The sequence below is a fragment of the Bradyrhizobium sp. HKCCYLR20261 genome (assembly GCF_051168435.1).
Classification (GTDB): domain Bacteria; phylum Pseudomonadota; class Alphaproteobacteria; order Rhizobiales; family Xanthobacteraceae; genus Bradyrhizobium.
Window position 1 is genome coordinate 237,604 of record NZ_JBNPUZ010000007.1, and the last position, 20,035, is coordinate 257,638.

At 65.5% G+C, this 20,035-nt stretch carries 15 protein-coding genes; 5 read left to right on the forward strand and 10 right to left on the reverse strand.

Features of this window, described 5'->3' with window-relative positions:
• Window positions 1-145 precede the first annotated feature (145 nt).
• From rfaD to ACQR1L_RS19225, 4 genes are read left to right on the forward strand one after another with little or no spacing between them, the layout of a single operon-like run.
• The gene (gene rfaD / locus ACQR1L_RS19210; protein WP_434859477.1) at window positions 146-1,126 is read left to right on the forward strand and encodes an ADP-glyceromanno-heptose 6-epimerase; all 981 of its coding nucleotides are present in this window, start codon (window positions 146-148) and stop codon (window positions 1,124-1,126) included.
• A gap of 47 nt (window positions 1,127-1,173) precedes the next feature.
• Window positions 1,174-2,646, forward strand: coding sequence for a D-glycero-beta-D-manno-heptose-7-phosphate kinase (gene rfaE1, locus ACQR1L_RS19215; RefSeq protein ID WP_434859478.1), 1,473 nt, complete (start codon window positions 1,174-1,176; stop codon window positions 2,644-2,646).
• Window positions 2,643-3,926 (forward strand): O-antigen ligase family protein, encoded by a 1,284-nt coding sequence (locus ACQR1L_RS19220; protein WP_434859479.1) that lies wholly within the window; start codon window positions 2,643-2,645, stop codon window positions 3,924-3,926. Before rfaE1 ends, ACQR1L_RS19220 begins: the two co-directional genes overlap by 4 nt.
• Window positions 3,923-5,836 (forward strand): SDR family NAD(P)-dependent oxidoreductase, encoded by a 1,914-nt coding sequence (locus ACQR1L_RS19225; protein WP_434859480.1) that lies wholly within the window; start codon window positions 3,923-3,925, stop codon window positions 5,834-5,836. The genes ACQR1L_RS19220 and ACQR1L_RS19225 overlap by 4 nt, the downstream gene beginning before the upstream one ends.
• Here ACQR1L_RS19225 and ACQR1L_RS19230 read toward each other — a convergent pair.
• The 10 genes from ACQR1L_RS19230 to ACQR1L_RS19275 all read right to left on the reverse strand — a co-directional run bounded on the left by ACQR1L_RS19230 (window position 5,822) and on the right by ACQR1L_RS19275 (window position 18,487).
• Window positions 5,822-6,832, reverse strand: coding sequence for a glycosyl transferase (locus ACQR1L_RS19230; protein WP_434859481.1), 1,011 nt, complete (start codon window positions 6,830-6,832; stop codon window positions 5,822-5,824). The genes ACQR1L_RS19225 and ACQR1L_RS19230 overlap by 15 nt on opposite strands.
• Window positions 6,829-7,986: a glycosyltransferase family 4 protein gene (locus tag ACQR1L_RS19235; RefSeq protein WP_434859482.1), complete on the reverse strand. Its 1,158-nt coding sequence runs from the start codon at window positions 7,984-7,986 to the stop codon at window positions 6,829-6,831. Before ACQR1L_RS19235 ends, ACQR1L_RS19230 begins: the two co-directional genes overlap by 4 nt.
• 157 nt (window positions 7,987-8,143) lie before the next feature.
• Complete coding sequence (locus ACQR1L_RS19240; RefSeq protein WP_434859483.1) at window positions 8,144-10,576, reverse strand: NF038122 family metalloprotease; 2,433 nt, start codon at window positions 10,574-10,576, stop codon at window positions 8,144-8,146.
• 289 nt (window positions 10,577-10,865) lie between these two features.
• On the reverse strand, window positions 10,866-12,989 hold the full coding sequence (locus ACQR1L_RS19245; RefSeq protein ID WP_434859484.1) for a TIGR04372 family glycosyltransferase: 2,124 nt from the start codon (window positions 12,987-12,989) through the stop codon (window positions 10,866-10,868).
• Window positions 12,986-14,053 carry a glycosyltransferase family 2 protein gene (locus ACQR1L_RS19250; protein WP_434859485.1) on the reverse strand — a complete coding sequence of 356 codons (1,068 nt, stop codon included), beginning with the start codon at window positions 14,051-14,053 and terminating at the stop codon, window positions 12,986-12,988. The genes ACQR1L_RS19245 and ACQR1L_RS19250 overlap by 4 nt, the downstream gene beginning before the upstream one ends.
• A 41-nt stretch (window positions 14,054-14,094) precedes the next feature.
• A complete protein-coding gene (locus tag ACQR1L_RS19255; protein WP_434859486.1) occupies window positions 14,095-14,844 on the reverse strand; it encodes an ABC transporter ATP-binding protein in 750 nt (249 codons plus the stop codon).
• A 22-nt stretch (window positions 14,845-14,866) separates the two neighbouring features.
• Window positions 14,867-15,709 carry an ABC transporter permease gene (locus ACQR1L_RS19260; RefSeq protein WP_434859487.1) on the reverse strand — a complete coding sequence of 281 codons (843 nt, stop codon included), beginning with the start codon at window positions 15,707-15,709 and terminating at the stop codon, window positions 14,867-14,869.
• Window positions 15,710-15,877: 168 nt separating this feature from the next.
• Window positions 15,878-17,143, reverse strand: coding sequence for a methyltransferase domain-containing protein (locus ACQR1L_RS19265; RefSeq protein WP_434859488.1), 1,266 nt, complete (start codon window positions 17,141-17,143; stop codon window positions 15,878-15,880).
• Between the two features lie 70 nt (window positions 17,144-17,213).
• Entirely contained in the window at window positions 17,214-17,954 is a 741-nt protein-coding gene (locus tag ACQR1L_RS19270; protein WP_434859489.1) for an SDR family NAD(P)-dependent oxidoreductase, read from the reverse strand.
• A complete protein-coding gene (locus ACQR1L_RS19275) occupies window positions 17,951-18,487 on the reverse strand; it encodes a WbuC family cupin fold metalloprotein (protein ID WP_434859490.1) in 537 nt (178 codons plus the stop codon). Before ACQR1L_RS19275 ends, ACQR1L_RS19270 begins: the two co-directional genes overlap by 4 nt.
• Before the next feature lie 552 nt (window positions 18,488-19,039).
• Here ACQR1L_RS19275 and ACQR1L_RS19280 point away from each other — a divergent pair.
• Entirely contained in the window at window positions 19,040-20,008 is a 969-nt protein-coding gene (locus tag ACQR1L_RS19280; RefSeq protein WP_434859491.1) for a hypothetical protein, read from the forward strand.
• The last annotated feature ends 27 nt before the right edge of the window (window positions 20,009-20,035 follow it).

Below are 20,035 nucleotides of genomic sequence, written 5' to 3' on the forward strand. Positions count from 1 at the left end.
TATCCGCTTGCCTGTGCGCGGCGCTGGTAGCCGCTCGGCCGCCGCAGGTAAAGTGGGCGAGCGCTGCCGTCACCAAACCGCTTACACTTTGGCCCCGCATGCGCTACGCGAGGGCCGGGTTTTCGGGATCAGGACGGGTTGCGCAATGTTGCTGGTGACCGGCGGCGCCGGGTTTATCGGATCGAATCTGGTGGCGGCGCTCAACGACGCCGGCCGGACCGACGTCGTGGTGTGCGATACGCTCGGCAGCGAGGGCAAGTGGCGCAATCTGGCCAAGCGGCAGCTCGCTGACGTCGTGCCGCCGGCGGAACTCGGCGAGTGGCTCAACGGCCGCCGCCTGGACGCCGTCCTGCATCTCGGCGCGATCTCCGAGACCACTGCGGTCGATGGCGATCTGGTCATCGAGACCAACTTCCGCACCTCGCTGCGTCTGCTCGACTGGTGCACGGGGAGCGCCACGCCGTTCATCTATGCCTCCTCGGCCGCCACCTATGGCGACGGCGCGCAAGGCTTCGTCGATGATCCCTCGCTCGCCGCGCTGAAAACGCTGCGGCCGATGAACCTCTATGGCTGGAGCAAGCATCTGTTCGACATGGCGGTTGCGGCGCGCGCCGAGCGCGGCGACAAGCTGCCGCCGCAATATGCAGGCTTGAAGTTCTTCAACGTGTTCGGGCCCAACGAGTACCACAAAGGACCGATGGTCGGCGTGCTCGCCCGCCGCTTCGACGACATCAAGGCCGGCCGCACCATCCAGCTGTTCAAGTCGCATCGCGAGGGCATTGCGGACGGCGACCAGCGCCGCGACTTTATCTACGTCGACGACATCGTGCGCGTGATGATGTGGCTGTTGGCCTCGCCGTCCGTGTCCGGGCTGTTCAACGTCGGCACGGGCGAGGCGCGCAGCTTCAAGGAGATGATGCTGGCGGCCTATGCTGCGCTCGGAGCCACGCCGCTGATCGAGTACGTCGACATGCCCGAGGCGATTCGCGACAGCTACCAATATTACACGAAGAGCGACGTCCGCCGGCTGCAGGCCGCCGGCTATAATGGCGGCTTCACCTCGCTCGAGGACGCCGTCGCCGACTATGTCCGCGGCTATCTCGATTCGGCCGATCGATTCCGCTAGAGCATGATCACGCTGACCCCCATCCAGACGTATCGAGACTGCCGCTGATGTTCGACTTCGACGATCTCTCGCAAGCGATCGCCCGCCAGACGGTGCTGTGCGTCGGCGACCTGATGCTGGACGAGTTCGTCTATGGCGAGGTGTCACGGATTTCGCCGGAGGCGCCTGCGCCCGTCATCGCCGTCCGGCGCAGCGAGACCAACATCGGCGGCGCCGGAAATGTCGCGCGCAACATCGCCGCCCTCGGCGCGCGCTGCGTGTTCGTCGGCCTCATCGGGCAGGACGCGGCCGGTGATCAGCTCGAGGCCGAACTCGCCAAGGAGGCCGGCATCGAGAGCGTGCTGGTGCGCGATCCCGTGCGGCCGACGACCCGCAAGGTGCGCTTCGTCTCCGAGCATTTCTCCACTCACATGCTGCGGGCCGATTGGGAGCGTGCCGCCCCCGCGAGCGGCGAGATTGAGCAGACGCTGATCGCGGCCATCCTGCCCTTGCTCGCACGCGCCGACATTGTGCTGCTGTCGGACTACGCCAAAGGCGTGCTGACGGCGCGCGTGCTGCGAAACGTGATCGATGCCGCGCGCAAGGCAGGCAAACGGGTGATCGTCGATCCGAAGAGCGCCAATCTCGCGATCTATCGCGGCGCCAGCGTGTTGACGCCGAACCGCAAGGAGTTTTCGGAAGCCACGCGCAGCCGCGCCGAGACCGAGCAGGAGATCGCCGTGGCCGCGCAAGATGCGATCTACCTCGCCGACTGCGAGGCGATCCTGGTGACGCAGAGCGAGCGCGGCATGACGCTGGTGCCGCGGCAAGGCGATCCGGTCCACGTGCCGGCCTATCCGGTAAAGGTGCGCGACGTCTCCGGCGCGGGCGACACGGTGGTCGCGGTGCTGGCGGCGACCTTGGCGGCCGGCGCCGGCTGGGCGGACGCGTTGCGCATGGCCAGCGCGGCAGCGGCCGTCGCCGTCAGCAAGCAGGGCACCGCAAGCGTGACCGCGGCCGAGCTCCGGCGCAAGATCCTGCCGCATGCCTATCTCGCGGCCGAGGAGAAGATCGTCACCGGCGATGATGATCTGGTCGCGCGCGTCGAGGCGTGGCGCCGCGACGGATTGCGCGTCGGCTTCACCAATGGCTGTTTCGACATCCTGCATCCCGGCCATGTGAAGGTGCTGACGGCAGCGCGCGCCGCCTGCGACCGCCTCGTGGTCGGGCTGAACAGCGATGCTTCGGTCAAGCGGTTGAAGGGCGAAAGCCGGCCGGTGCAGGACGAGCGCGCGCGCGCCGAAGTGCTGGCGGCCTTGGAGGCGGTCGATGCCGTCGCGATCTTCGGGGAAGATACGCCGCTGCGCCTGATCGAGCTGGTCCGGCCGAGCGTGCTGGTCAAGGGCGGCGACTATACGCGCGAGCAGGTGGTGGGTCATGAGGTCGTCGAGGCCCATGGCGGCGAGGTCCTGCTGATCGACATCCTCAAGGGACACAGCACGACGGCGCTGGTGGATCGCGCGCGGAGCGACAAGCGATGAGCGCGCTGGCAGGCCATCCCGGCCCGACCTTGCTGGTGCGCCGCTGGCGCGATCCCGCGGCATGGCGGACCACGTCCGACGTCGTTGCGATCCTGCTCGCGGTCTCGCTGCCGTGGTCGACGTCGCTGGTGTCGATCCTCGGCGTGGTCATGCTGATCACGATGGTGCCGTTTCTCGACATCGACCGCCTGCTGCGGGTGCTGAAGCGGCCGATCGCGCTGGCGCCGATCGGGCTGTTCCTGCTGGCGCTGCTCGGAACGCTGTGGTCCGACGTTGCCTGGGGGGCGCGGCTGTATGCGGTCGGACCGGCGGCCAAGCTGCTGGTGCTGCCGGCCTTGTTCTATCACTTCCAGCGCTCGGAGCGCGGTCTGTGGGTGTTTGCGGCCTTTCTCGGCTCCTGCGCGCTGATGGTGGTGGCGTCGACGGCGGTCGCGTTCAATCCGGCGTTGGCGCTGAAGGCCAATGCCGACCGCGGCATCTTCGTGAAGAACTACATCGACCAGGGCCAGGAGTTCTCGCTCTGCGCCGTGGCGCTGGCCTATCCGATCGCGCAGCTGTTGCGCTCGCGCCGCTATTGGCAGGCCTCTCTGCTGACGGCGCTGATGATCGCCTTCCTCGCGAACATGGCTTTCGTCGTCGTCTCGCGGACGGCGCTGGTGACGATCCCGATCCTGGTCGCGGTGTTCGGCCTGATGCATCTGCAATGGCGCGCCAATCTCCTGATCGCGGTCTCCGCTCTGGCGTTCGGCTTCGCGGCATGGGCGGTCTCGCCGCAATTGCAGGCGAAGGTCGCGACGTTCGCCAGCCAGTATGACGACTATCGGAACGATCGCGCCACGACCTCGATCGGGGAGCGTCTGGAATACTGGCGCAAATCGCTGCGCTTCTTCGCCGAGGCGCCGCTGATCGGCCATGGCTCCGGCTCGACGCGCCATCTGTTCGAGCTCGCCGCGAGCGGAACCAAGGAGCTTGCCTCGGGCCAGGTGATCGGCAACCCGCACAACCAGACGCTCAACGTCGCGGTGCAATGGGGCGCGCTCGGCGTGATCATCCTCTATGCGATGTGGGCCGTGCATCTGCTGCTGTTCCGTGGCGAGGGGCTCGTACCGTGGATCGGCCTGCTCGTGGTGGTGCAAAACATCTTCACCTCGCTGTTCAACTCGCACATCTTCGATTTCCACGAGGGGTGGATGTATGTGATCGGCGTCGGCGTGGCCGGCGGCATGGTGCTGAGATCGCGGCCGCAGGCCGAGACGACACAGGGGCCTGTCACGTCATGACGCGTCTGGCCCAGTTGACCTACCGGAACCTGCTGATCGCGGCGCATGACATCCTGGTCAGCGTCGTCGCGCTGTTCGCGGCGTTCTACATCCGCTTCGAAGGCGCCAGCTCCTTCTGGGAGCGGGTGCCGCTGCTGCTGCAGCTTCTGCCTTACTTCATCGCCTTCAGCTTCATCGTCTTCTACTTCTCCAATCTGCTGACCACGAAGTGGCGGTTCATCTCGCTGCCGGATGCGCTCAACATCGTCCGCGTGGCGACCGTGCTGACGCTGGCGCTGCTGGTGCTCGACTACATCATCGTGGCGCCGAACGTGCGCGGCACGTTCTTCTTCGGCAAGCTCACGATCATCCTGTACTGGTTCCTCGAGATCCTCGGGCTGAGCGCGCTGCGTTTCGCCTACCGCTACTTCCGCTACACGCGGGTGCGCCGGCACGCCAAGTCCGACGATGCCGCGCCGGCACTGCTGATCGGCCGCGCCGCCGATGCCGAGGTCGTGCTGCGCGGCATCGAAAGTGGCGCCGTCAAGCGGATCTGGCCGATCGGCATTCTCTCGCCGTCGGCGGCCGATCGCGGCCAGTTGATCCGTGGCGTTCCCGTGCTCGGCGGGATCGACGACGTCGAGGACGTCGCCGCCGATTTTGCCCGGCGCGAGCGGCCGATCGCGCGCGCGCTGATGATGCCGACTGCGTTCGAGCCCGACTGCCATCCGGAGACGTTCCTGATGCGCGCGCGCCGGCTGCGCCTGATCGTCAGCCGGCTGCCGTCGCTGGAGAGCGGGGATGCGCCACGGCTGGCGCCGGTCGCGGTCGAAGATCTCCTGCTGCGGCCGAGCCACAAGATCGATTACGGCCGGCTCGAAGCGCTGGTGAAGGGCAAGGCCGTCGTCGTCACCGGCGGTGGTGGCTCGATCGGTGCCGAAATCTGCCAGCGCGTCGTGGCTTTCGGCGCGGCGCGGCTGCTCATTCTCGAGAACTCCGAGCCGGCGCTCTATGCGATCACCGAGGCGCTCGCGGCGGACCCCGAGGCGAATGTGGCCGTCGAGGGCCGCATTGCCGACATCCGCGATCGCGACCGCGTGTTCGCGCTGGTCGGCGAGTTCAAGCCGGATCTGGTGTTTCACGCGGCCGCCTTGAAGCACGTGCCCATTCTGGAGCGCGACTGGAGCGAAGGCGTCAAGACCAACATCTTCGGCTCGATCAACGTCGCCGATGCCGCGATGGCCGCCGGCGCCGAGGCCATGGTGATGATCTCGACCGACAAGGCGATCGAGCCGGTGTCGATGCTCGGCCTCACCAAGCGCTTCGCCGAGATGTACTGCCAGGCGCTCGATCGCCAGCTCGCCGAGCGTCCCGCCGGCCGGCCGCCGATGCGGCTGATCTCGGTGCGGTTCGGCAACGTGCTGGCGTCCAACGGCTCCGTCGTGCCGAAGTTCAAGGCGCAGATCGAGGCGGGCGGTCCCGTCACCGTGACCCATCCGGACATGGTCCGCTACTTCATGACCATCCGCGAGGCCTGCGACCTCGTCATCACTGCAGCCTCGCACGCCTTGGCGCCGCAGCGCCCGGATGTGTCGGTCTATGTGCTCAACATGGGCCAGCCGGTCCGCATCGTCGAGCTGGCCGAGCGCATGATCCGCCTCTCAGGGCTGCAGCCGGGCTACGACATCGAGATCAAGTTCACCGGCATCCGTCCGGGCGAGCGGCTCAACGAGATCTTGTTCGCCAGCGAAGAGCCGCCGGTCGAGATCGGCGTCGCCGGAATCATGGCGGCCACCCCGAACGAGCCGCCGATGCCGACCTTGAAGGCCTGGATCGCGGCGCTCGACCAGGCGATCACGCGCAATGACCCGGTCACGATCAAGTCGGTGCTGAAGGATGCCGTGCCGGAGTTCGGCTCAAGCGCCGCCTGATCGCGGCTGCGAGAAGCGGCGGAGCACGAACGCGACGGCGGCAAGGCCTGCGAGCAGCAGGGCCGCGTCGGCCGCCATCGACTGCAAGACGACCGAGGCGCCGGCCAGCGCGGCGAGCCAGAGATTGAGCAGGAAGACTTCTCCGACGACACGCGCAACGGTGAAGCCGTTGTCGGTCGCCTGCTGATAGAAATGCGTGCGGTGCGCCGCCCAGAACGGCTCGCGCCGCGCCATCCGCCGCAGCAGGGTGAGGGTCGCATCGACCAGATAATACAGCGGCAGCAGCAGCGCAGCCGCCACATATCCTTGCCACGCCAGATGCAGCAGGCCCCAGCCGAGCAGGAGTCCGATCGGCAGGCTGCCGACATCGCCGAGGAAGACCTTAGCGACGGGGCGGTTGAACGGCGCGAAGCCGAGCATGGCGCCTGCGAGCGCTGCTGCGATGGCGGTCGCCGGCCACGGCAGCGATCCGGACAGGCCGAACATGACCAGTGTCGCCGTGATCGGCACCGCTTCCGACACCGTCATCAGGTCGAGCCCGTCCATGAAATTGACGAGGTTGACGAACCAGAGCCCGGCGATCAGCAGCAGCATGCGCTCGACCGCAAGCGGGATCGGAAACAGCCTGAGGTCGTCGGGCGCGGTGAAGATGACGAGCGCAACGGCCAGCCCCTGCAGGACGAAGCGCGGCAGCACGGGGATCGGTCTGACATCATCGACCAGGCCGACCAGCGCCAGCATCGGCACCGCGATGAACAGCATCAGCAGTGGCGCAAAGCCCATCACGGAGGCGAACGCGCCGCCGACCACGAGCGTCGCGCCGATCACCGCGATCCCGGCGCCCTGCGGCGTCGGGATCTTGTGCGAGGAGCGCGCGTTCGGCCGCGCCAACGCATAGCGCTGCAGCAGGGGACGCAGCAGCACGATGAGCACGGCGCACATCACGGCCGCAAGCAGGGCGATAAGGGCCAGGATGGTCGCTGGATTTGTGATCATCGCGGCGCGTCCGTCGCGGAGGTGAGGCGATCATACAGCGCGACCACCGAGCGGCCGATGATCCGGGCCGACAGCTTGTCCTCGACCAGCTGCCGGGCCGCCGCGCCATAGCGGGTGCGCAGTTCGGCCGAGGTCGCCAGCTTAGCCATCGCTTCGGCGAGTGCGCTGGCATCCTCCACCGGCACCGACAATCCCGTCTGGCCGTGAATGGCGATCTCGCGGCACCCCGGCGCATCGGTCGAGACCAGGGGCCGGCCGCAGGCCGCAGCCTCCAAGAGGCTCACCGGAAGTCCCTCGCGATGCGACGGCAGCACCGCAACATGGCAGCGCCGCCAGAGCTCGGTGATGTCCTTGATCTGGCCGAGCAGGGTGATGCCGGGCTCCTTGCGCCAGGCCTCGATCTCCTCGGCCGAGACGGAGGCCGGATTGGCCGGATCCGGGGAGCCTGCGATCAGCAGCTGATCGTCGCGGCCCTGCTGGCGCAGGATGCGGTGCGCCTTGACCAAGGCGCGGACGCCCTTGTCGGTGAGGAGCCGCCCGGCGAAGCCATAAGTGATCGGTCCGTCCGGCTCGGGCAGCGGCTGGAAGCGCTCGGTGTCGACGCCGGAGCCCGGGATCAGCGTGATCTTGTCGGCGCGGACGCCCATCGCCTGCAGCGCCTCGCGATCGTCCGGGTTCTGCACCAGCACGCAGCTCGACGCCCGGTTCATCAGGCGCGGCAGCAGCCATAGCAGGCCCTGCTTGAGCAGGCGCGAGCGGAAGCTCGACGAGGTAAAGACGTAGCCAAGGCCGGTCAGGGCGTTGACCACAGGGGTCGCGTGCCCGAGCGCGGCGAGTGAGCCGAGCACGCTCGCCTGCAGCCCCGAATGGTGCACGACGTCAGGCCGGATGGCGGCCTGCACGGCCCGGATGGCGCGGATCGTTGGCCAGGCCGACGACGGCGACAAGCCGCCGCGCTGGAACGGGATCGGATGCAGCACGAAGCGTTCGGCGGCAATCGCGGCCGCGCCCGCATTCACATTGGTCGCGACATGCACCTCGTAGCCGGCCTCGCGCGCCGCGCGCGCCATCGGCAGGCGATGCATCAGGAAGGCGAAATCCTCATTGGCGACATAGAGCAGGCGGCGCGGCGAAGCGGGGCGGGGTAGGGACATCACTTTCACGGTCTCGGGCGGTCGCAGCGCCGTATAGGCCAAGACCGCGCCGCGCGCGAGCCGTTATCGACCGACGGCGGCCGAAACGCCGGAAACGATCGAGAGCGCCACCCACCAACGCCGGGGGCGCCGGCTTGGCCACCCGGATGGCCGGAATTCACACCAGATGGAAGCTCGACAGGTGCGACAGAAGCTCGGCCGTCGACACATGCTGGATCGTGATCGTGTCCTGAGCCGCATCGGTGATGACCGCATTGCCCGAGGCATCGTCATGGATTGCAGCCTGCAGCGCCGCCTGGTCAGCGAAGATGCCCTGGTTGAACACGATCTTGTCGGTCCCGGGAGTGAAGCCGGATACACTCACGTTGCCGAAATGCTCGGCGAAGACGAAGGCGTCATGTCCCTGAAGGGAGACCGGCTGACCGGTGGCCGCGGGGGGAGCGTTGACGCCGGAAATGAGCACACCGCCGTTGCTGTCCGCGGCGAAGTGGAAGCCATCGTGGAGCTCGGGGCCTGCGAAGTGCAGGACTGCGCTGCTCGTTCCGTCGTTCAGCGATAGCTGGCCGCTCTGATCGTCATAGACCGAACGGAGCGAGGCGAAGGCGAGGCTGCTGATCTTGATCTGGTCGGCAGTGCTTCCGTAGCCAATCAGCTCTCCGCTGAACGTGCTCGAAATCTCGAGAGCGTGGCCTGCCAAAGGACCCGAAGCCGCTGTCTGGATCGCAGAGGGGGAGGCAGCCAAACTCGTCGAGCTCGGGGGGCCAATGATGCTGTCGCCGTTCAAATCCTGTTGGAAAATCAGCTCGAACGACTTCACCGACGCAGACGTTCCATCGACGAGGCCGCTCAGGTTCGAGCTGTAGTTGCCGTTGGAGTCGATCGCCCAGAATGTGAACTGGCTTGTGCCGGGAATCTTCCAGGCCACATCGAAGCCGGTGGCCGTTTGAATCGCGCCGATCGGCGTGATCGTTCCGAAGATGCCGTCCGTGACCGGTGATCCTGCGTATTTCAGCTGCGGGCCGCTGCCATTCACGTAGATGTAGTAGGTATCGGCGATGTGAAGCAGATTGGTCGAGCCGTTCGTGCGCACCAGGGCCGCGGTGACGCCGATCGTGCCGTCACCGTTGAAGTCCTGGCCGAAGGTCGTCTCCATCGACTCGGTCGCAAAGCTGCCGGCGGACACCAAGCCGGTGAGGTTGCCCGTATAGTTGCCGTCCTTGTCGGTCGTCCAGAACGTGAACCTGTTCGTTGCGGAATCCTTCCAGGCCACGTCGAAGCCGTTGCCGACCTGAACCGCCGCGATCGGCGCGATCGTTCCGAACTGCCCGACAGTGAACGGACTGCCGGCGTACTTGAGCTGCGGCCCGGATCCATTCACGTACATGTAGAAGCCGTCTGCGATCTGCAGCAGACTGGTCCCGCCGTTGGCGTGCACGAGCGCCGCCGTGACGCCGATCGTGCCGTCGTTGTTGAAATCCTGGCCGAACGTGGTTTCGAGGGCCTCGGATGTGATGCTGTTGCCGGACACGATCCCGGACAGGTTCGACGTATAGTTTCCGTTGTTGTCCGTGGTCCAGAACGTGAACTGGTTCGTACTGGGAATCTGCCAGGCGACGTCATAGCCGGCGGCTGTCTTGACCGCTCCGATGGGGGCGATGCTGCCGAACTGGCCGGCGAGGACGGCCGCGCCGGCGTACTTCAGGACAGGCCCGACACCGCCCGAAACACTGTTCAGATAGTATGAGCTTCCGACCTGTGTGAGGCTCGTATCGCCATTCGTCCGAATGACGGTGCCTGACGACCCGATGAGATGAAACCCCAGCGCGACCATCTGCTTGAGGTCGATGGACGTGAGCGTCTGGAGCGTATTGTAGGTATAGAACTCATTGAACGGATCGTTTGCTCCCTGTACGCCGCTGTTCAGGAAGTCGCTGGGATCCGACGACTGGCCATAGTCGCCGAGCTTGGTATAGCCGCCATCGACCGAGAAATAGGCCGTCGACGCCGTCGCGCCGCCGGTCATCAGGCGGACGCCGGGACTGGAGAAACGGAACAGATCGAACACGTCGGGCTGCGGCCCGTAGGGGACGCGGCCGAAGGCGTGCGTCAGTTCGTGCAATGCGACGCCGACCAGCAAATTGGGATTGATGTCGGTCGCGAACGTTGCGCTGCCGTCATCGGTGGTCGCGTCGTTGGCGCTCAGCCCGCCCCACAGTTTCAGCTGCGAATTCCAGACCGCGACGTAGGACTGTCCCTGAATGCTGGATCCGGTGGGCAGGGCATTGAAGGTGGTGTCACCGGGGCTCGCATTAGTGATCAGGTTGGAGCGGACGCTGGAATAGCTCATCCACTGACCGTTGTCCGGCCCGGCAGCCGCGCCGCCTCCGGTGCCGCTGTAATCGATCTTGAGATTGACCGTGATGTGATCCGAGATCGCGGAGGTCAGGATTGCCGCGGCTTGCTGAATGCCCGCCCGGAAGCTCGCGGGCGCATTCATCGCCGCGGTGTCGAACAGCAGATTGATCGTCAGCCCGCCTGCCGTCACCGAGGTGATGGCGCCGACGCCGGCGAAATCGCCCTGAGCGAGCAAGGATTCGACGGCCTCTTCCGGAAGCTCGATGGGCGTAGACGGAGGGGTCCGTTCGTCGCCTGCCTGGGTTGTGTTCGGGGAGCCCTGTAGCGACGCTGACATTGCCTCAGTCCCTGCAATTCGTATCGGCGGAGCACTGATCGCCAACGTCCATCCGCTGGCGGCGATTCGCGCTCCTGCAGGCTTTACCTATCAGGCCGATCGTCTTGCCCGAAGGTTAATGTGCCGAACATCGGGAAATTACTGGGATACAGGTGGGCGTTGATCGAACGCGGCTTCCCTCGCGCGCTCAGTCCAAGAGTTCAGGAACCCGATCGAGAAAAGCAGGCACGGGCAATGCCGCACCGAAATTGTACGGGTTGTCGCGAAGAGTGGCCCGATAGCGATCGAGGAGGGGGCCGCCCTCGCGCATGGACTGGCCAATGCCGTCCAGGCCGTCGAGCTTGTAGCGAACCGCTTCCAGCACGTCCTGCGCCGTGTTGGCGTGAACCTCCAGGCCGTAGCGCGCCAGCACGGCGGTGTCGATCAGCAGCGCCTGCAATGGCTGGCGATAGGTTTCACGCAGCGACAGGTAGCGCCGGTTGCGCCGGTCGTAGACCGGACGGACGGTGAAGTCGGTGCGCTCGTGCCAGAACTGGCAGTCATTGGAGATGCAGTTCACCAGCAGCATGGGTGTTCCAAGCGCCTGCACGGCCGTGGTCAGGCCCGACGTGGTGCCGACGAACAGGCGTGCGGCGGCGCAGAGATACAGGTCCATCTCCGCCGATTTGATGTCGCTATGGGCATAGTCGAACACGCCTGCCATGCCGCGCAGCGGCGTCATGCTGCGGTCGCCGAGCCGGACGACGGCGCCGCCGCGCGCCGTGATGGCGGTGATCGCTTCGAGATAGTCGCGGACATTGGCGGAGCGATGCTGGCGGGTCGTGCCGGGACCGTCGCCGTGATAGCCGCCTTCGCGGATGTGGATTGCGACGAACCAGTCGGCGGTGACGCCGGCGGCGCGCAGCTTGCCGGCTCCCTTTTCCATCAGCTCTGCTGAAACCGTCACCAGCGGCCCGCGCTGCTGTTCAGCCCAGGCGACCTGGGCCCGCGAGGCTGCGTGCGCCCAGGGCTCGGCCAGGCCATCCTTGCCGCGGACGGCAATGAACTGATCCCCGACCAGCCGCTGATAGGGCAGGAGCTCATCGACGAGACCCGGGTCTTCGATGATCGTGACATGCTGCTCGAACAGCCTGAGAAAGGGCTGGTTGACCACCTTGTTGGGCGGGGCGAGCAGCACGTAGTTGGCGCGGGGCAGGATGCCCATCGCGGCCATGCGCAGATGGCAGTCGATGAAGCCGATATGGCCGATCAACGTCACCCATTCGTAGCCGAGCAGCCGGACCGGGAGTGTTGGATCGAAGATCCTGCTCGCGGCGGCGATCCGCTGGACCAGCTTGTCGGGAACAGACCATCTGCGCGCCAGGGCGTCCTGATGATCGAGCGCCGCCTGATAGCTGCGGAACGTGTCGTTGTAACGACCCTGATGATAGAAGTTCTCGCCGAGCTGAATCAGATTGTCGTAGATCAGGAGTTCGCCGGCATTCTCCAGCTCCCAGGAGCCGGGCGTGTAGGTCGACGGGTCGTAGCCCCCGGCATAATTTTGATGCGCCATCACCGAGCGCGGATCGCGTTCGACCGAGGCCTTGAAGCAGGCGGCCGCCTGGGCGTGATCGCCGGCCAGAGCATGGACAGCGCCGAGCTTACGCAGCGCGTTGCCGTCCCCGGAGGATGCGGCGGCTTCGAGGAAGTGAGCGGCGAGCGTGAGATTGCCGCGGTACATGTGAGCGACGCCGGCCGCGAAGTTGATCGCAAAGCTGTCGATCGTCTCGGGCTGCGGCACCTCCCGCACGATACGATCATAAGCGCTGCACAGGGCCAGGGTGGTGAAATAGGCCTGGGCGCCGACGCCTGCTCGCGCACGGATCTGGCTGCGGAACATCAGGTTCAGCAAGCGAACCGCACGCAGCGCGCTCGGCTTGCGGCTCGCGGCCAGGTGCACCTGCGCCGCGGCAGCCAGCGTGGTCGAGACGACGCGGGCCAGCAGATCGTCCATCCGTGAGCCTTCGGCCAGCCGGCGGTCCATCGACCGCAGCAGCCGTGCGCCTGCGGGCGCCAGGATGACGTGGTTATCGAGGACATTGGCGGCGCGGGTGGTCAGCGGCAGCAATTGCCGGCGCCGCGCGCTCAGGAACGCATAGAGGCGAAAGGCCGTCCCAGTCAGCCAGACCCGTGGTGACCATTTGCCCGGCACCGGCAGGCTCCCGGTCGCTGCCGGCGCGACCGACGTCGTGACCGGCGCGGGCGGCCGGCTGCCCGCCATCCGCTTGCCGAGGCGATGGCGCAGAGAGCCGAAGGGGGCGCGCGTCGTCATGGCGCGCGGTACGCCGGGGTCGCGGAGATGATCTGCCGTCGAACCCCGCGCTGGGCGAGCAGACGCATGAGCGACATCGGGCGGGTCCTCAGGGTGATCCAGGCGAGAGCAGCCAGTCGTCCGGCTGCCCCGAGGCTGAGCATCACATGCAGCAGCCGGGTGTCGAGCACGTTTCCGTCGAGCAGGGCGGCGACGCGTGCGGCCTTTGCCGCGGGCGCCATCGCGTTGCCCAGTACCGTCCGCGCCGCGCCGAAGCGGTTCCGCCGTGCGAATGCCTGGTCATAGCCGGGAGGAAACAGGCTGCTCCGCTGGATGAGCGTGGAAATCTCGGCCAGCTTGGCGTTGAGCAATGCCGGGTCGGTTGCTGTCGCGGTCGAGTAGTTCTGGCCGTGGATGCGCCAATAGCCGAGGACGTCGGCGATGAACGAACAGCCATAGGTGAGCGCCAGCCGGCGGGCGAGGAACGCATCCGAGAACGAGCCCAGCGTGACGTCGAAACCGCCGAGCGCCTGCAAGGCCTGCTTGCGGTACAGCGAGGTGGTCCCGGAGAAATAGTTGTCGCCGAAGCCCAGCATGCGGCGGACGGCGGCGGGCGCCAGCATCGTTGATGCGGACGCCGGCAGCATCATCGGCCGCAGCATGCGCTTCGCGGACGGCCCGCTCGGCCCGATGATCTCGCAACAGGCGAAGATCAGACCGGCTTCGGGATGAGCCGCGGCTTGGCTCATGGCCTTTTCGAGATAGGTCGGATGCAGCGCGTCATCGGCCCCGAGAAATCCGACCCACTCCGTCTCCGCAAGGGCCAGCGCCTCGTTCTGGCCGCGCACCACGCCCTGGTTGACCTCGTGACGGATGAGCCGCCAGTTCGGCCGGTCCGCCACGAAGCGCGAGATGACCGCGATGCTGTCATCTGTCGAACAATCATCGATGACGATGACGCGGTCGGGCGCGCGGGTCTGCGCGGCGATGCTGCCGAGTGACTCCGGCAGGTAGTGCGCGTGATTGAAGTTGGGGACGACCAGGGTGACGGTCGGCGCGGCGGCTCGGCTGGTCGTGGGGGTCATGGCTCAGCGAACATCCCGCCGCATGTCTCGAGTTCGCCCGCTCAAGCCGGAGGCAGCTCTTTCACGACGTCATCGAGAGCGCCGAACGCCCGCACGCGCCCGCCCTCGAGATAGAGCCCGAGGTTGCAGGTCTCCCGCAACAGGCCCAGATCGTGCGAGGCCAGCACCACGATGCCCGAGCGCCCTGTGATCTCTTGCAGCCGGTCGTGCGTCTTCTTGCGGAAATGAGCGTCGCCGACCGCGATCCACTCGTCCATCAGGATGATGTCGCCATGGATCGAGGCTGCGATCGAGAACACCAGGCGCAGCAGCATGCCCGACGAATAGGTCCGGATCGGCAGTTCGAGATAGTCGCCGAGCTCGGCGAATTCGGCGATCTCCGGCACGCGCTGCTCGATCTCCTCGGGGGAGAGGCCCAGGATGAGGCCGCGGGTGCGGATGTTCTCGTAGCCCGAGGCTTCCTCATCCATGCCGAGGCCGATGTCGAACATCGGCACATTGCGTCCGACGACGCGCAGCGAGCCGCGTGTCGGCTCGTAGATTCCGGCGAGCACGCGGATCAGCGTGGTCTTGCCGGCGCCATTGTGTCCGACGAGGCCGAGCCGGTCGCCCTGCTTCAAGGTGAAGCTGATGTCGTCGAGCGCCTGGACGAATTGGAACGAGCCTTGGCTGCGGGAGACCTGGCCGCCGACGCGCGAGGCCGCCTTGATGGCCAGATGCCGAAACGACCGCGCGTTCGGCGGCGCGACCGGGAATTCGATGCCGATTTGCTTGGCTTCAATCAGAGGCATGAGGGATCTCGAATGGCCATCATCAGGCCCAGTAGACGACGCGCGAGCGGTAGCGCGTGTAGATATAGACCATGGCGGCGGTCAGCACGGCGACAACGCCGATGGCACCGGCCCAGGTGGCGAGGTTGGGAACGTTGCCCATCAGCGGGCCGCGCGTGATGGAGAGAAGATAGGCGATCGGGTTGAGCGTGACTGCCCACTCGCCGCCGCGGATATGCGACGGCTCCCAGATGATCGGCGAGATGAAGAACAGGAGCTGCAGCACGGCGGCCATGACGGGGGGCACGTCGCGATAGCGCACGCAGATCATCGAGACGATCATCGAGGCGCTGACGACGAAGACGTAGACGATCATGAGGCCGAACAGCGCCAGCACGCTGCCAAAACCGATCGACCAGGGATAGACGAGCCAGATGAACGGGATCACGGCGATGTTGTGCAGGAAGATAATCAGATTGCGCTGAACCATCCGCATGATGTGGATCAGGATCGGCATGTCGACCGCTTTGATCATGCCTCCCGCATTGATCATCGTGTAGCAGGACTCGCTGAGCGACGAGGAGATGAAATTCCAGATCGTCATGCTGACCATGAAGTGGGGCAGGTAGGTCTTCATGTCCGCGCCGAGGAACCGGCCGGCCACCGTTCCCATGATCAGGGCCGTAATCGCATTGGTGGCGGTGATCCACCATGGTCCGAGCATGGTGCGGCGGTACTTGGAGCGGATATCGCCGGCGGCCAGGGCGCGCCAGGTGACGTGACGGGTGATGAACGGGGCGATGTCCTCGCGGCAGCGCGCCCAGGAGAAGCGACGCTTATCCGCAACCACGAACCGCTCGACCTGTCCATCGGTCAGGGTGGTCATTCCCGCTACCTCGCATGTGCCGTAAGTGTCTGGCCTGTCAGCCGAAACCGTTCGGGATCCGGCGCGGCAGCGACGGATCGTCAGCGCTTGCTGGACCATGTTACGCGGGGGCTGTCAACCGGGCAGCCCCGGGGCCATCAGGGGGGCGTGGAGATCCGCCCCGTGGGCTCAGAGTGTCGCCGTGCCGGCCGCAGCGACGATGCGAGGCTCAGGGAGCGGCACCAGGAAGCGGCCGCCGGCCTCGAGATACGCCTGGTTCCGTTTGAGGATCGGATCGGCATAGATCCAGGCGAGAATCACCACCAGGTCCGGCTTGCGCGTCGCGAGTTCGCTGGAGGGCAGCACCGGAATGTGGGCGCCCGGGCTGAAGCGGCCGTGCTTGAGCTGGTTGTCGTCGACGATGAACTTGATCCGGTTCTCCAGCTCGAAATGGTAGAGCAGGGTGGTCGTGGTGGTCGAGGCGCCATAGGCGGCGACCAGCTTGCCCTCAGCGATCGCGGCATCGACGGCGGCCAGCACCTTGCGCTTGCAGTTTTCGATGGCCACGAACCAGTCGCGGTAGATCTGCGGCTTGGTCACACCGCGCCGCTCCTCCTCGGCGATCAGCTGCGACAGCTCCGCCGAGCGCGAGCGCTTGCCGGTCGATTTCGGCTGCGCGAAGGCCCGGATCGAGCCGCCCTTGGTCCCGGTCCGCTCGACATGGAACAGCGTCATGTCATGGCGATTCAGGAAGGTCTCGAGCGGGATCAGCGCATGATGCGAGACATGCTCGTGATAGATGGTGTCGAACACCATGTTGTCGATCATGTCGACGATGTAGGAGACTTCGAACACGAAGGCGCCGTCGTCGGCCAGCAGCAGCCGGATGCCCTTCACCACATCCGACATGTTGTCGATGTGGGCGAAGACGTTGTTGGCGCAGAACAGCTTGGCTTCGCCCTGTTCGGCCTTGATCCGGGCCGCCAGCGCGCTGGTGAAGAAATCCGGGATCGTCGGAATGCCTTCGCCAGTCGCGGTCGCCGCGATGTCGCGCGCCGGATCGATGCCCTGCACGCGCATGCCCTCGTTCTTGAACGCCTTGAGCAGCGAGCCGTCATTGCTGCCCATCTCCGCGACCAGGCTGCCCGCAGGGATCGCGAGCGTCGACACGACGGATTGGGCGTAGCGCTTGAAATGCTCGACGAGGCCGAGCGACACCGAGGTGCGGTAGGTGTAGTCGCGGAACAGGATGTCGGGATCGACGACGTCGAGATTCTGCAGATGGCCACAGGACAGGCACAGATAGCAGTCGAGCGGATAGAGGTCCTGCTTTTCGTTGAGCCGATCGGCCGTGACGAAGGCGTCCCCGATCGCAGAGGCCCTGATCGGCAGCACGTGATCGAGCGAGGTCGAGCCGCACAGGCGGCAATCGGTCTTGTGCTTGACGTGTTGCATGTACTGGCGATCCTGGGTTGCGGGCCCGCAGAGGCGGGGTGGTCGGCCGAAGAGAGATTTGCGCCGCGTTTTACAGGCCCGCGAAGCTCTTGGCGACCTCTTCTTGCCAGACTGTGGACACTCCGCCATCCAGAAACAGGCTCTGCCCGTTGATGAACGAGGAACGCTCGCTGCACAGGAAATCGAGCGCGTCGGCGCATTCCTCGGCCGTACCGAGACGGCCGAGCGGGACCAGCTTGCGGTAGGTCTCCATCAACCTGTCGTTCTGCTCGTAAAAGATGCGCGATTCGCGCTTCAGATAGGTCAGCGGCATGATCGCGTTGACGCGGATGCCGCGCCGGCCGAGCGTGGCGGCATAGTGGCGGACCATCGCGTTGAGGCCGCCCTTGACGACGTGATAGCCGACCGGCTGCGACGAGCCGACGAATTCGGCGTAGACCGAGCTGACCACGCCGATGGCACGGTCGCCGGCTTCGGCGAAATGGCCGGAAAAGCCCTCGATCAGGTCACGCGAGGCGGTCAGGCCGACCTGGATCTCGCCGGCCCAGGGGTCGCCCTGGCCGCGGAAGCGCTGGCTCAGCACGAGGTAGCGGACCGGACCATTGGCGTCGGCGACGTCGCGCCAGAGGCTGGAAAAGCTGTCGCTCCGCTCAAGATCGGCGGAAAAATGTTTCAGTCCGGGTTGATCGGGAAAATCGGCCGGGCGTTGCCGCGACACCACGCTGACCGCGCATCCGCGGGCCAGAAATCGCTCGACCACCACGCGGCCGAGGCCGCGGGTGCCGCCGACGACAACAGCATGCTCGGTCATGCTGCGGCGTCCTGAAGCGCCGCGACGCGCTTGACGAGATCGGCCTGGTAGGCAGCAGCCTTGGCGGCGTCGCTGTCCTCCGGCGCGAAATCGGCGAACACGCTGGCGCCGGGGCGGAACGGTCCATTGGTGATCTCATGCACGATCAGGAGATCACTGCGAATGATCAGCGTATGGAAGAAGGCGTTCGACATCCGGTAGTAGAACGGACGCGTGCCGCCCGGCGCCCCCAGCTCCACCACCCGTTCGATGCCGCCGTCATCGTTGAACACGACGATGTCGACCTCGCCCTCGATGATGTGGAAAGCTTCGCTTTTTCCGGGATGCTTGTGCGGCCGGATGTAGCTGCTCGCGTCGATCGCGATGATCATCTCGTGCAACTGGTCCTCGCCGTCGGGATGCGTATTGATCCGGGCCCGCTTTTTCGGGCTGGCCTTGACGGCGGCCTTGAGGGTGCTGATCTCGGCCACGCCGACCGAGGCGATGGGACCCTCGGCCAGGAACACCTCGGGAGATTTTTGAACGAGGCTCATGGCGCCATGTCCTTCAGAATGGAGTTGCCGTCCAGGTTAGCGCAGACGGAGCGCACTTCACACCGCACATGTGCCAGTTCTCCAGCCACGTGCCTCTTGACATGGTCGGACGTGGCACCAGGCGGGGAGGGATCCGCTCTTCGGGCTATCGGACGATGAGGGTCTAGCATAGGGCGGCGCAGGCAGGATGCAAAACCGGGGCTTTTCCGCAGGCTAGATCATTGGCCGGGGCGCGATGTTCGAGGCGCAAAAGCGCGGCAGCCCCGTCCAGCTCGGTCGATAGCGACTTATCCGCGCACCGCTCCTGATCGAGCTACTGCAGCTGGAAATTCCGCTGGTCAACGAAATGCAACCCGCTATCCTCGGACGCCGTCGTGCACGATGTGGTAGCGATGGTTTCCGGGTGCAACCACGATTGATAGCCTCGGCTTGATTGATTGTTGCGCGTTGTGCCTCGGCTCGTTTCTGACTTGATGATCTTCTCGATCCAAATGGGGCTGCGACACCGCGCTTTTGGGTGCCGCGTCGGTCTAGTGCAGGGAGACTCTGTCGGTGGGTATGAATTTGAACGGCCCGATTTATTTGCAGCGCAAGGGATTTTTGACGCCGCAGCTAAACAAGGTGCTCGATATCGGACCTCAGAACGTGCTGCTCGTGAAGGAGGAGCAGATCCGGGAGTTCATCGAACGCCAGGGCGGGTCGACCATGCCTGGCCCGCAGCTCGACAAAGAGATCCAGCGCCTCGTGTATTTTTCGACCCCGCGTCCCGAAGAGCGAACGACGCTGTTCTCCGAAATCACGGACCTGACCAACATCGAGTACAATTCCGTCGACGTGTGCCCCGGCCTGAAGACGAGGATCCTGGACCTCAATTTCGATACAGTGCCCGGTGACATGATCGATCACTACGACGTCGTCTTCAATTTCGGGACGACCGAGCACATCTTCAACCAGTGGAATTGCTTCGAGTTCGTGCACGATGCGTTGAAGGTCGGCGGCATCGCGTATCACCAATTGCCGGCGAGCGGATATCTCGATCACGGCTATTATTGCTATACACCGCTGTTCTTCCGCGAGATGGCTCAGGCGAACGGCTACATGGTCGAGCACATGGCGGTGACGCCGGCCGGCGAAAGCAGGATCGACGTCATCGGAATCGAATCCATGGGGGGAGATTCGCTGTTGAGCAACACTGCCCCCTTGGGACAGGACAACCGCGTGCCGCAGTTGAACATTCACGTCATTCTGCGGAAAACCAAGCACGCGCCATTCCGGGCATCGCTCGAAATCGCGACAGCGCATTCGCAGGTGAATTCGACGATGTTGGAGCGCTATCAGAACGGCGGCGGCGCGATGCCCGCCGGCAACGTACCCAAACAGAGACTATCTGAACTGCTGGCCGCGGAGCGCGAATTGATTGCGCTCAAGCGATCACGGTCCTGGCACATCACGAAGCCGCTCCGTGACGCGGCAGACCTGGTGCGTCGGGTCCGGAGCGGGAGATGGGAGATGTCAGCCTGATGGCGGGAGCTTGCGGCGCCGCAAGCT